The sequence below is a fragment of the Brachyspira murdochii DSM 12563 genome, from assembly GCF_000092845.1.
GTDB lineage: Bacteria > Spirochaetota > Brachyspiria > Brachyspirales > Brachyspiraceae > Brachyspira > Brachyspira murdochii.
On the sequence record NC_014150.1, the window covers coordinates 2,875,239 to 2,892,748 of the forward strand.

Sequence of the window (17,510 nt, forward strand, 5' to 3'; positions counted from 1 at the left end):
AAGTTTGCCGTCTTTCCAAAGAACTAACCCTCCACAACCTTAACCTCTTCATCACTCAACCCATAGAGCGAATAAACAATCTCGTCAATTTGCTTTTCTAAAGCGGTAGTATCTTTATCTTGCTTTTTTAGTATTATAATCTGATCAACGAGTTTTGTTATATTATTTTTAGTCTTAGAGTCGGCTTCTGGGATAGGAATATTTGCAAAAAATATTGCAGATAATTCTCTAGTACCACCCTGTAACTCTGGACAATTCCACCTTATCCAAAAATGAGATACTTTAGAATTTAAAATACCCGTTAAATATTTTAAATTATTTTTATTGTTTTTGTTATCAATTATAAAAAAACACTTTTGATTAACATAAAAATTATTTTCATCATATATGAACGGTAAATATTTTGTCATATTAGGATATATTATTTTATTATTTTCAAAATCTTTATAATAAGATATAGTATCTTGAGTTTCAAACCACTTGTTATTAGTTTTTTTACGGCAGCCTTTTTCTCCGCTTTGTTCTAATCTTTTACCAAAACTTTCTAAATATTTTTTTATAGCTTTATATTTATCTATATTTAGTTTTAAAGCAGGAAAAGTGCATATAAGGTATAAATTATTAAAATCGTATGAATACCTTTTAATATCACGCCCCCTAAGTAAAGGTTTTATTAATTCTGCACTCTTTTTATCCTCTTTAATAAGCCTATCTTTAGTTTCCTCATCTATGATAAACGCCTCATTATAACCAGTCTTGATACCATAATTAATTTTTATATCCCAGTCCTTCAAAGCCTTGTGCCTGCTAATCTTGTTAAAAATGCTCCTCTCCAAGCCGCTCATTATCACCCATTCTCTGCCAGCCTCACTGACCACAGCGTCAAACTCGGCACTTGCAATCTCTTTCAAACTGCCAGAATAGGTAACCCCTTCAAAACTACGCTCGCCCCGAGTATGTTTTTCTTTAGTTTTAGAATAAAAAATTATGTTAACATCCACCGTAGCACTTTCAAACCTGCCAGCCCCCAAATCTATGATACGAAACACATCGGCATTCTTATAAAAATATTCCCTAGTACTAGCTCCATAACCTGCACGCATCCACTTATTAGAAGTTATCAAACTAGCCACCCCGTCATCGCTGAGAAGTCCCAAGCATTTTTCATAAAACAGCTGATATATGTCCCCAGTCGATTTAAAACTCTCATAACCAGCATTCTGATACATCTCTTTTAATCCCTTAGCCATACCCTGAAGCTGTATATAAGGCGGATTTCCTATCACAATGTCAAAATCCCTATCAATACCAAACTGCACCAAAGGCGAAAAGAACTCTGCCGATTTATTGTCAAACGGACACCAAGACAAAATTTTCGCTTTTATACTCTCATCTATAAAAGCAGAATTTTTTACAAACTCCCGAAACTCTTCAAATTTTATTTTTACCCTCTCTTTTTCTTCCAAAGACGAAGCCACATAAAACATTTCAGATATATTTTTCATCATTGTTTTTATGCCCTCTAATACGCTGTACTCAAAAGTTCCTTTCTTTATATTAAAATCCACCCCTATTAACGCATTGGTGCAAAGAAATTGAAACTCCAAATTCGGCAAAGTTCTAATACCCAAATTATGCTCTTTTTTCTCTTTTTTCTCATCAACTACCAAAGATAAAAACGCCCTCAATTTACTAACTTCAATCGCTATAGGCTGTATATCTACCCCATGTATCATACTCTGAAGTATATCAAGTTTATACGCATAGCTGAATTTCTTTGCATCATACAATTTTTTAAACTCAGCCTTAGCCCCAGAAGGCAGCTTATCAATAACATAATTTTTATAATATTCATGATTAGGGTCTAGCTTATCAATCACATTAAAAACCCTCTGTAGTATCCCCAAAGGAAAGGCACCGCTTCCGCAGGCAGGGTCTAATATTATCATGTCATGTATATTCTTCAAAATACCCTTTCGCTCTTCGTCTGTATATTTTACGCTCTCATCAACATCAAAAATCCTGTCAATCTTGTTTTTCTCCATATCGGGCATTTTCTTATACAGATAAAGTTTTATAGCCTCCATTACCATATAGTCCACAATCTCACGAGGCGTATAAAATGATCCCGTCTCCTTCCTAGCACTCTCTTTTGTCTCTGGGTTTATCTCCGCAAGCAGATTTTCAAAAATACGTCCCAGCATCTCTGGGTCTATGCTTATCTCCACATCAAAAGGGGCACTCTCATCAACCGTGAAATTGTACATCTCAAAAAATTCAAACAACCCCTTTATTATCTCATCATCTATACTCTTTACAGCCTCATCGTCCTCCTTCTTTGAAAATAATCCCCCGTTCAAAAATGGTATAGCCTTCTCATAATTATATATCACTCTCTCTTTTGAAAATTTACGCTTTTCCATATCCATATTAAGAACATTAAAAAACAAATCCTCAAGCACATCGCTGTAATAATTTTTCTTGTATTTAAGATTTTCAAAAACCCCGCTGTTTAATATCTCATTCGGTATCAATTCCTTCTCCCGTAAAAACCAGCAGAAAAGCACACGACCCAAAAACCTTAATGCAAACTCTTTAGCCTTGTTTTCGTCCTTATCAAAATATTTTATGATATCATTATGTATCTTCTCAAAATATTCCTTAACCCCTTTATAAAACTCCTTATTAACACCCTCCACACTGAAAGCATTTTCTATACTCTCAACACTTCCAAAAATATCGCTTGTAATCCTGCTTGCTGGCGTATGTACCTTTATTCCCTCCCCAAGCAAAAAAGTATATCTTTTAGGATTACTGTAATCATCTTTCATTATGATAAGACCATTTTCGCCTTTTATACCCATCTTGTCATGCTTTACATACGATACCCTATAATTATTTTTATTATCTTCATAAAGTATAAAAAATATACCCTTACCATAACTGCCAGACATTAATATCCTGCTGCAAATCCTAGAAATTTTTACTCTGCTAGCAAGCCTAGTATTTTTTATATATACTTCAAACACCCCGATAACTTCATTTTCATTTATATTCAAATCCCCAATCCAAATAATTTTATTTAAAAAATCTTTATTCTTTTCTATTATTTCTTCTTCGCCAGCCACAGAGCCATATTCTTCTTTAAAATTCTCTCCAAAATGCTCAGCCCATTTTTGTTTATTGTAAGGCTCATCAAATTTAAAATTATTATTTTGAGTATTAATATTTTTCACACTATTATTTTTTTTCATAAATACGTATTCCTTAAAAAGAAATTAAATATTAATCTAATAATATATTAAATCATCATAAAAATAAACAATATTTTATATAAGACTTGTTTCAAAAGTACTTGACAAGATTATGTATAAAATTTTATAATTTATCAATTATAAAATTAATGTTTTAAATGTTGTATAATTTATTATTTAAGTATATAAATATGCAGTCTTTTTGCTTCTTTGGGTCACCAAAAGAAGTGGGGTTTGGGGCAAAGCCCCAACTATAATTAAAAAATATTAAATAAAAATTTATAAATATTAATAAATTTAGTTTTGAAACAAGTCTATAGTTTTAATGTATTAAAAATGTTTTATTTACAAACAAAAAGTAATAATATTTAATTGACTTTACTATAATTTGTGTTAATATACACATATCACTTACAGGGTATAATTAATATGTGTATAATTAATAATTTAAAGCTAACTTTATTTAATAATCAGTACGCTTTCCCCGAGACACACTCTCTATAATATACCGTGCGTATATTCTAAAAATCATATCTAACAATAATAATCAAATTACATTATTTTAAAGAAATTTTTATATTATTTTTATTTTAGAAATTAAGTTTTATTAATATTTTATAAGGATTTTTTATGTCTAAAGTATTAGTTGAATTTATTAATACCTGCCCAACCTGCGACGGCTACTCATCATTTTTAAACGAATTGCAAAAACAGTATAATGACCAAATAGAAGTAAAACTCTATTATGCAGGTAAAGATTTTGATTATTTAGAAAAATACGGAATGATAGACAGAGGTACATTAATTATAAACGGAAAAGACAGATACGATGTCTTAAGCAAAAAATTAATAGAAAAAGAAATTAAAAAGGCACTGGAAGTACAAAACGCTTAATAAAACTATTATGATAATGAATTTTTTGTATGTATTTTGGGACTTTCTCCTAATAAGTTCTGAATGGATTGTCATAAGTTTAATATTATCTGGTATAATACATGCTTTTGTACGTCCTCAAGTACTGCAAAAATCAATAGGCAATAAAAAAATATCTTCTTTAATAAAGACTACAATATCAGGAGCAATTCTTCCTATATGCAGCTGCGGAGTACTTCCTTTGGCATTAAGTTTATACAGGACAGGTGCCTATTTAGGACCTACACTTTCATTTTTGGTATCAACCCCAATAATTAACCCAGCTGCAATAATAGTTGCTTTTGCTATGCTAGGTAAAGAAATTACTATTATATATATATTATGCGGAATATTTCTTCCTTTAATAATAGGAATATTAGGAAACACTTTCGGCGGCAAAGAATTAATAGCCCCTGAAGTTTTGAAATTGCAAAGTATGAATATTAAAATCCCAGAAACAAATTATGTAGATAAAACGCCTTGGTACAAAAAATTATACAATGGCATTTTATGGGGATTTAATAATCTTGGAATAGAAATAAGCAGATTTATTTTAATAGGTACTTTATTTGGGGCATTGTTATTAACTGTAGTTCCTCAGTCATTTGTTATGCAGTATTTAAGCAGCCCAAAATTAGTATCAATATTAGGTATAACTTTAGTAGGCTGTATGATGTATGTATGTGCTTTAGGTCATATACCATTAATAGCCGCTTTAATATCAGCAGGTGCTTCACCCGGTATAGCAATAACATTTTTGATTACAGGGGTAGCAACCAATATTTCCGAATTAATCAGCATATATAAGCTCATAGGTAAGAGAACTTTAATCATATATTTAGTTTCTATGCTTTTTTTTGGTATCTTGATAGGTTACATTACAAATATTTTATTAACGGATAATTTTACGCCCATCTTTGATTTATCAAATTCTACTAAGCAGATAGAAATAGCCAATAATATAAATATCACTTTTCCAGATTGGTTTAAGAATATATGTGCTATTGCAGTTTTATTTATGGGCTTATATTCATGGTTTATGATAATAGTAAAGAAAATAAAGCTGATTGTAAGCAGGGAAAAAGAAGTTCAATGCTGAGATTATTTTTTGTTTTATGTGTTTTTATATTTGTTTCATGCGGTAATAATACACAGGATATAAAGAGTGCAGAAGGCATAAATAATGATGAGCTTTACAAATCCTATATGAAAGAATACTCAGAAAAAGAACTTCTTACATTTTTGGAGGGCGATTTCAGCGGTGATGATAAAGATGATTTAATAATAATTTACAGAGAGTCAAAGTATTCAAATAAATTGATTGGTATATATAAAGACTATAACAGCGGAAAAATATTAATGACATCTCCTATACCTGCCCCTATAGAGAGTTATACTATGAAGTTTTATAATATAGACGAAAAAGTGCCAAATGAAATTTTGGTATCTGGTAAAAAGGGAGCACATATAGGTTTTGCTGTTTATAGGCTTGAAAACGGAGAGTTTATAAGTTTATTTGAAAACGGAATGGAAGATTGCTGTTAAAAAAACATATATATAATTTTTTAAGGAGAACAATAATGAAACAAACTATGATTATTTTGTCTATGTTTATTATGATGCTTTCATGCGGAAGAGGGAATAATTCTAAAGAAGCAGTTCAAATACCTGCAGATGTGCAGGCTATAATTGATGACTATAATTTGGAAGAATTAAGCGACGATGATAAAAAATATAAAATTAATTTGGGTTATTATAACTGCGACCATATGACAGCAGCTTGTGTAGGTGAGGATACTGGTATATTTAAAGCATTAGGTTTGAATGTTACAGTAACAGGTAATGGTAATGTTCCAGAGGCTATGAGTGCAGGTCAGATGGATATGGCATATGCAGGTTTTACAACTACTTTAAATGCTGTAAAAAATAAAGTACCTCTTTTTATAGCGGCAGAAAATCATACAGGCGGAGCTGAATATTTTGTTGTTTCTAAAGATATTAATAAACCAGAAGACCTTTTAAATAAAAGAATATCTATGGGAGCAAATGCTGAAACAGTAAATTTAAACTGGGCTGAATGGACAGAACAATTAAATATACCAAGAGATACAACTTATTATGAAAACTTTTCTATGAGTGATTCTGATGCTTATTTTGCCTTTAAATTAGGTCAATTAGATGGTTACGGAGCATGCGATCCTTGGGGTTCTATGGCAGAATATGAGAATACTGGTAAAATATTAAAAAGACAAAATACCGATAGAGAAATAGACGGTCATGGAACTTGCTGTAAAGTTTGTATGAATTATAACTTTGCTAAAGCTCATCCAAAATTGGCTGAACGTATACTTCTTGCTCATGCTATGTCTATAGAATATATGTATCTACACCCTTATAAAGCAGCTCAGATATTTGCTGAAAATTATAATGTTCCTTTGGAAGTTGGTCTTATGACTTTATGGAAAAAACTTAATGAGGAAGGAAGAACTATCACTTGGAAATTAAATAGAGATTATGTTCATAACCAAATGAAAACCATGAAAAGATTAGGTGTAAGAGATGATATTAACTCCCTTGATATAGATGATTATATAGATTTATCATACTTTGATAATTGCGGAGCCAAAGATTTTGATGTATTTCTTAAAGAAGAAGTTGACCCTATATTCCCTCTTGGTATGAGTTATGAAGAATGGAGAGCTAAAGCCGTAGAAGTAGATAACATCAAAGAAGAACCTGAAGTGTGAAAATATAATAATAAATTATATATAGTAAATAAAGGAATGAGATGGGGCATATAATAAAAAGAAATAAATATATTATTATATTTAGTATTGTTTTTATAATATGTTTCATCTTATTTCAAAACTATAAAATTTTATTAAACGATATAAATAAAGATAAAATCACGGTAGCATGCGGTAATGATGCTTCTGGAATGCTCTTTGATTATATAATAAATGATAAAGATTCTAATATAGAGTTTTCAAATATTGATTATGTTCAGTTTTTGGATTGCTGCGGTTCTCAGGCCGAATTTGCTTTTATATCTGGAAGGATAGACATGGCTGTTTTATGTCCGGATGCGGCATTTCAATTAATTTATACTGATACAAATTATTATATAGTAGGCTCTATAGTTAAAGGCTCTAATATATTGGTTTATTATAATGAAGATTATGATAATAATGTTGAACCTAAGAATATAGGATATATGAATAAAAGGCTTCTTCAGGAGGCTTTACTTAAATGTAGGTATTCTAATTCTAATTATTATCCTATGCTTTCAACAGCATTGCCTTATGCTTTAGAGAAAAAAACTGTTGATGCTATTTTTATTGATATTATATTGGCTTTAAAAATCAAGAATGCCAGATTTAAAAAAATTGATACTGAAGAATCCGATTATTATTTGGTTGCTTCAAAAAAACTAAAAGACACTGTTATTCTTAATGATTTTATTAAAGTTTACAATGAAGCAGTTGATGATATAGAAAATGATACAATATTATCTAATATACTCGTTAGTTATTTAGATATTTCAAACTCAGAAGGAGAAATGAATATATGGAAAACAATGGGCGTCAAGTTCAGCAAAATAAAAGCAGAGTTATAAATTTGGGAAATGCTGGAAATAGTATTTTTATGAAATTTTACAGTGTTTCTGTGCTTATAGTTATAATGGTAGTTTGGTATTTCCTTGCAAAAAAGATAGACAATAATTTACTTCTTCCAGATTTTTTATTAACCTGCAAAGAATTTTTTCTTTCTTGGGTAGACCCTTATACTGTTCAAAATTTGCTTATAACATTAGAGCGTGTATTTAGAGGATTTATTATAGCTTGTATAATAGGATTGCCTTTAGGACTTATTATGGGATATTCAAAACCTATACTTTTGGCTGTTTCTCCGATTATAAACTCTATAAGACAAGTTCCTATAATGGCTTGGATACCATTAGCAATAGTATGGTTTGGTCTTGGCGACGGACCTACTATATTTTTAATAACTATGAGTGCTATATTTCCTCTTATAATAAATACTATAGACGGAGTTAGAGGAATTGACCCAAATTATATTAATGCGGCTAGAAGTATGGGGGCTAGAAATATAGATATTATGTTTGATATAATTTTACCCGGTGCTTTGCCTTCATTTTTAACGGGATGCCGACTTGCTTTAGGTTTAGGCTGGATGAGTGTTATTTGTGCAGAGTTTATTGCTACAAGTAAAGGTTTCGGCTTTATATTGGTTGAAGCTCAGCAGAGACTTGAAACACCTAAACTTTATGCTCTTATGATAGTATCTGCTATTATAGGATTTAGTATGGATAGGGTGCTTGTTGTATTAGAAAAAATATTAACTTCTTGGAGATTTAAAAATGGCAATTCTTGAAGTAAATAACGTATGCAAATCTTTTAAAACTTCAAAAAAATCTCCTGAAGTTGAGGTATTAAAAGACATTAGTTTTACAGCGGAAAAGGGGGAGTTTGTAACTTTGCTTGGACCTTCAGGCTGCGGTAAAACTACACTTTTAACTATAATAGGAGGTTTTCAGAGTGCAACATCTGGAGAGGTACTGCTTGAAGGAGAGAGAATAGAAAAACCTTCTTCAGACAGAGGGTATGTTTTTCAGAATTATGCATTATTTCCTTGGATGAATGTTGAAAAAAATATACTTTATTCTCTTAAATTTTCAAAGATGAGTAAAGAAGAAAAGAAAAAACGTTTGGAAGAGCTTCTTGAAATGTCGCATCTTAAAGGGCATGAAAAGAAGTATCCTATTTCTTTATCGGGTGGGATGCAGCAGAGGGTAGCTGTTGTAAGGGCATTAGCACCTTATCCTAAAATACTGCTTTTAGATGAACCGCTTGGAGCTATAGATTTGCAGATGAGAGAGCATATGCAAAATGAGCTTTTACAGTTAGTTAAAGAGAGTAATAGCACTATACTTATGGTTACGCATGATGTTTCTGAGGCTGTTTATATGAGTGATAGGGTTATTGTTATGAGCTTAAATAAGGGTGAGATAGTGGCTGACATGAGAATAGATATTAAGCACCCTAGAGAAAGAGACAGTGAGGAGTATATAGAATGTGTTAGAGAACTTACTAATAATGTTAAAAAGGCTTTTATCAATAAAGTGCCTGTTTCGGTATAAGTAATTTCTTCTAAATACATAAATACATAAAAATAATATAAATATTTTTGGAGGGGTAAATAAATGAAAGTAGCTTATATTTTCAGTAGCCAAAATTCGCATATGATTTTGGACAAAATGATAATTCCGCAATTATTAAATGATAAACATGGTGCGGAAGTTGTTGGTATGATGTTTTTTGCAGACAATACTTTTCTTCTTACAAAAGGAAGCAGTGTTGGAGATAGACTTGCAAAAGTATTAGAAAGCAAAAAAATTCTTCTTATGGCATGCAATATATGTGCTATAGAGAGAGGCATTGATGACAAACTTATAGATGGTGCTTGTATAGGTTGTTTCCCAGACTTATATAAAGCTTTGGAAGGAAGCGGGGTTGAACAGGTTATAACTTTATAAGGATTGTTTATGTTTGATACTGATTTTATGGAGAGATATGGTATATCTGATAAATATCATAATTTACCTTCGGATATACAGAATGCTAGATTAAGATTGATGAATAGAGTTATAGATACAGGCTGCACTATTAACAAAGCTGAAGCTATAGAAATATGTGGAGATGAAAGTTTGTATAAAACTCTGCTTGAAAAAGAAATTATCACTTTAAGCGGAGATGATGTTGCTTTTCTTTATCCTGTATCTGCTATGGAAACTAATCATAGGGTAAAACTTGCTGACGGAAGAGAATTCTGTTCAATGTGTGCTATAGATGCACTTGGCTCTTACAGTTTATTTCATCAGGATACTGAAATTAATTCTATATGCAGTCAGACTGGCGAAAAAATATATGTAAGAATTAAAGACAGATGTATTGTTGAACATTCGCCTGATGATATACATGTAATACATGTTGATTTAAATAAAAATAAGAATTGGGCTAGCACCTGCTGAAATATCATGAATTTCTTTGGGTCAAAGAATGATATGAATGAATGGCTTAAAAATCAAGATATAGATAATAATACTATATATCTTTTAGATTTAGAAACTGCTTTTAAAGTGGCAACTGCAATATTCAGACTATAAGCTGTTTCCTTAAAATTAATTATATATTATAGGTGATAGATATATTTTTTATATCTATCACCTTTTTATTTTTAATTGCTATATTTACTAAACTCTTCTTTTACTATCAAATAGGAATCTTCGTATATGCTTTGAAGATTGTTTGAAGAATAATTGAATTTCTCATTTACCTCATCAGAAGATATAATATTCTGAAGTATTCCTACAGAACATCCGCTTTTTGATTTTAATGCTTTTTCTATTTCTTTTATAGTTTTATCAGACAAATATTTATTTTCTGTAATACTTATTAATTTTTTTACATAATCTCTCTCTTCATCATTGTCAAGATATTGATAAAAATTATTAAGTGCACTGTGGCTGCTTGTAGACTTTTTAATATTTTTTCTTCTTTTTAATTCATCTTCAAAGTTTTTTATATTTTCGCTTGGAGGAATATATTTTTCATTTTTATCAGCTTTTAGAGTTTTAAATATATTTTCTATATTAAAATCTATTTTTGAGTTTTTTAATAGAGAACCGAATACTCCGTTTTTTGATTGTATTATCTCTAATAAACCGCTGAAATTTGACTCTCTTCTTATTACTATATTATTTTCTATTGATTTTATTCTTTCAAGAAGTTTATCATCATTTTTTATTTTATTATAAATATCTCTATATTCATTATCCCAGCTTACATCATCATCAGTTAGAATTTCATTTTCTCTTTTTAATGAGAATAGCGAATTAATTTCATCATCTTTTTTTAATATTTTTGTATCATTTCCGAATATAGCATTTATCAAGTTTAATTTAAAATTGGATATCTGCCAATTCTTTATATCTTTCTGAGCTTCAAGCCTAGGTATAAAGTTATGTATATATATTTTATCAAATAGTTTTTTGCCTATTCTGTTTATACGTCCCACTCTCTGTATTACTCTTGTAGGATTGTAAGGAATATCATAATTTATTATTATACCAGCCCTATGAAGATTGATACCTTCTGACAGTGTATCAGTAGCTATTAGTAAAAAATAATCATCTTCTTGTTTATCAGTATTCAAAGAAGCATCAAAATTGGCTGCTATTATATCTCTGTTTTTTGACTGTGATGTTGATTTTATAGGTTTAAATAGTTCTCTTAATTCATCATCTTTATACACAGATTCATATAAATAATCTGCTGTATCTTTAAACTCTGTAAATATTATAATTTTTCTTTTATCATTTTCTTTTTTGAATTTTTTTAATTCTTCTATTAGTTTAATAAATTTTTTGTCTTTATCTGATGATATATTATCCCAATCTTTTTTTATCTGTTTTAATATTTTCAAATCATTTTCAAAATCTTCAAAAAATTTATCTTCCAAAACTTCTTTAACATTTTCTATTATTTTTACATCTTTAATTTTTTTATTTGTCTTATTAAAATCTAATACTTCATCATATTCAATATCATTCTCATCATCTGCATTTTCATTATTATAAGAAAAGAAATCTTCTATATATAGAGTATCACCTTTTTTATAAATAGGGTATAAATCTTTATTAATCCAAGTTTTTATATTTTCGTATTTATCTATCATATTATCTATACTTTTTTTAAAAGCATAAAGAGAACTTTCAAATCTTCTTACAAGCAAATGTTTCATAAATTTAGTAAGGTTTCTTGAGGAAGTGGAGGCAAAATCTGCATTAATATTTTCTCCGTATACGTATTCTATTATTTTATCAGCATTTTTCTTTTCTTCTATCGTAGTATATTTAAGATAAGTTAAAGGCTCATAACGTACAGCTTTGAACTTATTATTATTTATTTCTGTACTATTGTTATTATCATCAAATAGAGTTTTATCATTTCCTTTATTATTATATTCATCGTCATTTGGAGTAATTTTTTCAAATGTATCAGAGTATAATTTTGATATATCGCCTAAATTATAATCATGAAGTTTTGGGTCTTCTACATTATTAAACTCTGTTTTTTGCTCTTCTAAATCTTTTCTGTATTCCAAATCCTCTTTTAAATCTTTTCTTGTTCTTCTTATTATTATAGGATTAATCAAACCTAAAATTTGTTTTGATATATCTTTTATTTTTTCTTTAGTTTCTTTTTCATTATCATCTTTTTTGTATTTGCTTTTTATAATTCGCTCTTCTTTTAGAATAGATGATTTGATTTCTGCTATACTTTTATCTGTAGTGAGCATTCTGTCAAATATATCTATTAAAGAAAATATATCAGAAGTTGTATTATGCATAGGAGTTGCGGTAAGAAGCATAACTTTATTTGCTGAGCATATATTTTTTATAATATTGTAAGATTCTGTTTTGCTATTTACAAATCTATGAGCTTCATCTATTATAATAAGTCTTGTTTTTTTATGATTCTTCACATATTCGTATAATTCATCTAATTTACCAACACTTTTTATTACAGCATTTAATTTGAACTCAGTATTATAATTTTCCCAAGAATATATTATTTTTGGAGGAGATACTATTATAATTTCTTCAGCAGCTTTCATTTCAATCAAATTTTTAGCTATTGCCGAAGCTATTATACTTTTTCCAAGCCCTACAACATCAGATATTAAAACCCCGCCATATGTCATAATGCTTTTTATTCCGCTTTTTATAGCGTCTATCTGATATTTATAATTTGAATAATTAAAATCTTTAGGCGTGAATAATAATTTTTCATTGGTAAAAAAATTAAAATATTCGTATATAACTTTTAAATATATTTCGTAAGGAGTAGCGTGTTTAGTAGTTTCTTCAGCTTCATTATTATTTTGTTTTATTTCTTCTTTATCTTTTATTCCCACTCTATCAAAGAATTCTTTTTCATTTTCTTTGTCTAATATACTTGATGTGTTTTTCCATTCATCTTGAAAAAAGTTATAAAAATCTTCAAATCCGTCTTCTGTGTATGCATTAATTTCTTTTCTTTGATGAAGACCTTCTCTTGAAAAATTGCTTGAACCTATTATTGCACAGCCGTGCATTTTCTTTATTGTACTTTTATCGTTATATCTTAATACATAGAGTTTTGCATGAGTTTTATCGTTTGCACTTCTTATTTCAAGGGAGGAGTTTTGGCATTTTTCTTTAAATAGTTCCAATACTGTTTTATTGTTTGGATTTTTATTTAATTCACTAATTGTATACTCTATAAAGTCATTAAATTCTTCTTTATTTGTTTTTGTATTATTTTGATTATAATTAATATATAAACACTGAATTTTAGGGTCAATATTCATACCCATGATAATTTTGACATTTGCTTTAAAAAATGTTTCTCTAGCTGTTTTGTCGTTTGATATATCATAAAATGCACTATAACTGCAGTAAGCAGAGAGTATTCCTATTTCTTTAATATTTTCTTCAGTTTTAAAAATTTCAAAAACTTTAGTATTAACATTATCCAATATTTTCATAAATATATTCCATATTCAAGTTTAAAAAATATTATAACATTAAATATCTTTTTTATGAAGTATAGAATATTGTTAATAATAGTGTATCCCTAAACAAATATAGTTTGTCAAAATTAATTTTTTAATTTTAAATGTTTACAGGTGCCCTTACGAAGTACACAGCATGACAAAGCTATGTGCTGTATTTTTAGCCCAAATTTTAGGTGTTCCATATATTTAATACATATATTTAAAATATAAAGTTCTAGCAATTGCATTTTTAGTGAAACGTGCATGTGGCAAAAACTTTGGCTAAGCCCGCAGAGAGTGTGCGGCAAAAAAGTTGATAATACTTATCAAAAATTAATCCACACTGTATTCAGCTTCACTGTCTCCGCTTATAACAAATCTGTATGGGTTGGTAGGGAGTATTTTTATTAAATAGTTATATAATAGTGTAGAGCTTTGAAGAACATTGTTATTTGTATTATAATAAAAATATTTAGGATAATCCAGTACATATTCATAATAAGGGTTATTTTTAGAGCTTACAAGTTCTCCTATTTTATTATTAACTTTCCAAAGAAAATATACTGATTTGTCGGTAAAGTAATTGGTCTGAGGGCTGTTTAATACATATGAAAAGAAATCAGATGATTTTAAATAATCATAATTTTTATATGAGTTCATAGCTGATTTATAATTTTCAAATATATCTTCTATATTCTGTATATTATTAGTCATATATCTTAAATAGCTCCAGCCCACTATAGGTCCGTAGTATGTATCATATCTTACTAAAGCCCAATCCTCTCTTTCTCTTTCTTTAGCATTGTATACATTAGTTTTATTTAATACAGTTACAAAATCATAATTATATAGTTTGTAAAGCTCTTTTTCTGTTCCTGAAGTTACAGCAGGTATTCTGTCTCTTATGATAATACCATTTCCTATTACATAATATTCTTCTTCATATGCAGCTTTTATTCCGTCTATTCTGTTTTTGACAGCTTCTACGGTATCATCATAGTTTTTTTTCTCATTAGCAGTTAAAGTAAATGGAAGAACATCTGGAAAATATGCTTTATTATTTAATATGCTTTCTTGCAGTACACTTGTTCTGTAGCGTTCAGAAAATCTTTTTAGGTATGTTATGTTAGTTATAAATTTTGCTTTATCATTTTCATTTTCTATATTACTGAATCTGTGCCTTATACTAAAGTAGTAGGCAAAATCTTTTAATGGAAAAGCACTTTCTTCATCTTGGAGTATTCTGTCGAAAGTATATCCGTTAAAAGAGTAATTGCCGTCTTTTACAATAATTCCTAACTGACTGTATATATTATTTAAAGAAGCTGTGAGATTTGTAACATTATCATCGTTATTCTCTTCGCCTTCAACTATACCTTCTGATAATAGCTGCGTATAAAACTCTTCTATATATGAAGGTTCATTTTCTACCATATATATTAAAGCCTGACCTAGTAAATAAGATGCCTCGCTTTCATAATAACTTGAAGGATATGTGAATAAAAACCTTGCCAAAGTCTCAAAACCTTCTTTGTAGTTTGATGATAATATTTGATTTCTTCCTTTAATGAAGGCTGTTAATTCATTATATGGAGATTGGGCATTTTCTTCTTCAGTTTTAGGCAGTGTTTTTAAGAAATCTCCCAAAGGTCCGTAATCCTCTGTTTTTTCTATTGTTTTTAATTTTTGGTATTCATTTATAGATTTTGTTACTTTGCATGATATTAATATACATGCAGCCATTAATATTAATAAAATTTTTTTCATTCACTTATGCCTTTATAATTTTTTATATCTATTTTTTTAATAAAACTATTTAAAATTGATTTAGAAAAATTGTTGTCGCATTTTTCAAGCATTTCATTTACCAATTTTGTGCATTCTTCTATAGTTATACTTCTTATGAGATTTTTTATTTTAGCAATAGAAGTAACAGACATAGAAAGTTCCCTTATTCCAAGACCAAGAAGAACAGGAATATACATAGCAACACCAGCCATCTCTCCGCATAATGTTATAGGCTTATTACTCTTATTGGCTGTTTCTATTACTCTTTTTAATACTCTTAAAACAGATATATCTATAGGGTTGTATAAATATGATAATTTCTCGTTAGTTCTGTCGCAGGCCATCATATATTGAACCAAATCATTAGAACCTATTGATATAAAGTCGGCTTCTTTTATTATCAGGTCTATTATTACAGCAGCAGAAGGCGTTTCTATTAAAACTCCTATTTTTATATTTTCATTAAATGGCTGATTTTCGTTTCTCAATTCTTCTTTTATACTTTCAATAAATCTTTTAGTTTCGATAAACTCTTCTAAAGTGCTTATCATAGGAATCATAATTTCTATATTTCCATAATGTGAAGCTCTTAGTAATGCTTTTATCTGGTCTTTAAATAACTGTCTGTTTGATAAGCAGAATCTTATAGCACGCCAGCCTAAAAAAGGATTATCTTCTTTAAAATTAAGCCCTAAAGCAGGAGATATTTTATCACCTCCTATATCTAAAGTCCTTATTATAACTCTTCCTTTCATTTTTGAGGCTATATTTTTATATACTTTGAATTGAACTTCTTCGCTAGGAAGTGTTGTAGCAATATCTTCTTCTGAAAAGATATATAAAAACTCCGTTCTATATAATCCTATTGAATCTATACCATGTTTTAATAAATTTTCTGTCTCTTCTGGGATATCTATATTGGCATGAACTTTTATTTCTATATTATCTTTTGTCAATGCTTTTTCTTTTGCATCTATTATAGACTGTTCTTTAAATTGTTTTATATTTTCTGTAAGTATAGTGTAGTTGGCTATGTCTTTTTCATTTGGATTCATAATTACAATATTACTTCTGCAGTCTATAATTATTTTTCTTCCGTTTTTTATTTTGCTTGATATATCTGCTATATTAAATATAGTTGTTATGCTAAATGATTTTGCAAGTATAGCAGCATGCGAAGTATATCCGCCGCTTTCTATTATAAATCCAGATACTCCTATACTCTTAAACTTTAGTACGTCGCTTGGAGTAAGTGTTTTTGCTATTATAATACAATTTTCTGGTATTTGAGAGTAATCTCCTGAATTAGGCTGTATTAGATTTCTTATTAGTCTTGATTTTATGTCTGCTATATCACTGCTTCTTTCGGAGAGCATTTTATTATTAACAGAAGACAGTTTATCAAGATATCCAGATATTATTGTGTCGTATATATGCTCTACATTAAATAGTTTTTCTTTTACTTCTTCTTTAACCTGTCTTATTATTACTCTGTCCTGAAGCATTAATATATGTGTATAGAGAATATTTTTAATATTATTATCCACATGATTTTGAAGCTGTTCAATTTCTTCTATTGATTTTTTAATAGCTTCATCAAATCTTTTATATTCATCTTCTACATCACTTTCTTCGATTTTATAAACTGGGGTACTTAGCGAAGGTGTATAAAGAAAAGAATTTCCTATTGCAACATCATCACCTACGCCATTACCGTTTAATATCGTTCTTTTATCAGGCATAGAAACTCCGATATTATGTTAATTAATAGTAAAGATTATATTATAAATGTATAATATTTTCAATAGTAAATTTATTATAAGCAGTAATATTTTATATATGTATGATATGTATATATGAAAAAACTATTTAATTTTAAAAATTGTGAATCTGATTTATGCGGAAGATAAAACGTATGTAATACTTGAATTATAA

Annotated in this window: 13 protein-coding genes; 9 read left to right on the forward strand and 4 right to left on the reverse strand. The window is 28.9% G+C overall.

Translation table 11 applies throughout. From position 1 onward, the window contains the following. Positions 1 to 23: 23 nt before the first annotated feature. Positions 24 to 3,254 carry an Eco57I restriction-modification methylase domain-containing protein gene (locus tag BMUR_RS12740; protein WP_013114953.1) on the reverse strand — a complete coding sequence of 1,077 codons (3,231 nt, stop codon included), beginning with the start codon at positions 3,252 to 3,254 and terminating at the stop codon, positions 24 to 26. 630 nt (positions 3,255 to 3,884) lie between these two features. Here BMUR_RS12740 and saoT point away from each other — a divergent pair. From saoT to saoL, 9 genes are all read left to right on the forward strand, one after another. Continuing rightward, positions 3,885 to 4,148, forward strand: coding sequence for a thioredoxin-like (seleno)protein SaoT (gene saoT / locus BMUR_RS12745; protein ID WP_013114954.1), 264 nt, complete (start codon positions 3,885 to 3,887; stop codon positions 4,146 to 4,148). 10 nt (positions 4,149 to 4,158) lie between these two features. Next, positions 4,159 to 5,265: an efflux transporter SaoE gene (gene saoE / locus BMUR_RS12750; RefSeq protein WP_013114955.1), complete on the forward strand. Its 1,107-nt coding sequence runs from the start codon at positions 4,159 to 4,161 to the stop codon at positions 5,263 to 5,265. After that, positions 5,259 to 5,711: a Cys-Cys-COOH (seleno)protein SaoC gene (gene saoC, locus BMUR_RS12755; protein WP_013114956.1), complete on the forward strand. Its 453-nt coding sequence runs from the start codon at positions 5,259 to 5,261 to the stop codon at positions 5,709 to 5,711. The genes saoE and saoC overlap by 7 nt, the downstream gene beginning before the upstream one ends. A 35-nt stretch (positions 5,712 to 5,746) precedes the next feature. Next, entirely contained in the window at positions 5,747 to 6,913 is a 1,167-nt protein-coding gene (saoX, locus tag BMUR_RS12760) for an ABC transporter substrate-binding subunit SaoX (protein ID WP_013114957.1), read from the forward strand. 41 nt (positions 6,914 to 6,954) lie between these two features. Further along, positions 6,955 to 7,782, forward strand: a complete 828-nt coding sequence (gene saoB, locus BMUR_RS12765; RefSeq protein ID WP_013114958.1) for an ABC transporter substrate-binding (seleno)protein SaoB — start codon at positions 6,955 to 6,957, stop codon at positions 7,780 to 7,782. Beyond that, positions 7,734 to 8,561 carry an ABC transporter permease subunit SaoP gene (gene saoP / locus BMUR_RS12770; protein ID WP_013114959.1) on the forward strand — a complete coding sequence of 276 codons (828 nt, stop codon included), beginning with the start codon at positions 7,734 to 7,736 and terminating at the stop codon, positions 8,559 to 8,561. The genes saoB and saoP overlap by 49 nt, the downstream gene beginning before the upstream one ends. After that, positions 8,548 to 9,327 (forward strand): ABC transporter ATP-binding protein SaoA, encoded by a 780-nt coding sequence (gene saoA / locus BMUR_RS12775; RefSeq protein ID WP_013114960.1) that lies wholly within the window; start codon positions 8,548 to 8,550, stop codon positions 9,325 to 9,327. Before saoP ends, saoA begins: the two co-directional genes overlap by 14 nt. 63 nt (positions 9,328 to 9,390) lie before the next feature. Beyond that, complete coding sequence (gene saoD / locus BMUR_RS12780; RefSeq protein ID WP_013114961.1) at positions 9,391 to 9,723, forward strand: DsrE-related protein SaoD; 333 nt, start codon at positions 9,391 to 9,393, stop codon at positions 9,721 to 9,723. A gap of 9 nt (positions 9,724 to 9,732) precedes the next feature. Further along, entirely contained in the window at positions 9,733 to 10,353 is a 621-nt protein-coding gene (gene saoL / locus BMUR_RS12785) for a MerB-like organometallic lyase SaoL (protein ID WP_244833456.1), read from the forward strand. A 71-nt stretch (positions 10,354 to 10,424) separates the two neighbouring features. Here the strand turns inward: saoL and BMUR_RS12790 are convergent, their stop codons facing one another. From BMUR_RS12790 to ptsP, 3 genes are all read right to left on the reverse strand, one after another. Then, complete coding sequence (locus BMUR_RS12790) at positions 10,425 to 13,778, reverse strand: helicase-related protein (protein WP_013114963.1); 3,354 nt, start codon at positions 13,776 to 13,778, stop codon at positions 10,425 to 10,427. Between the two features lie 342 nt (positions 13,779 to 14,120). Further along, a complete protein-coding gene (locus BMUR_RS12795; protein ID WP_013114964.1) occupies positions 14,121 to 15,554 on the reverse strand; it encodes a hypothetical protein in 1,434 nt (477 codons plus the stop codon). Then, positions 15,551 to 17,317 carry a phosphoenolpyruvate--protein phosphotransferase gene (ptsP, locus tag BMUR_RS12800; protein ID WP_013114965.1) on the reverse strand — a complete coding sequence of 589 codons (1,767 nt, stop codon included), beginning with the start codon at positions 17,315 to 17,317 and terminating at the stop codon, positions 15,551 to 15,553. The genes BMUR_RS12795 and ptsP overlap by 4 nt, the downstream gene beginning before the upstream one ends. Positions 17,318 to 17,510: the final 193 nt, after the last annotated feature.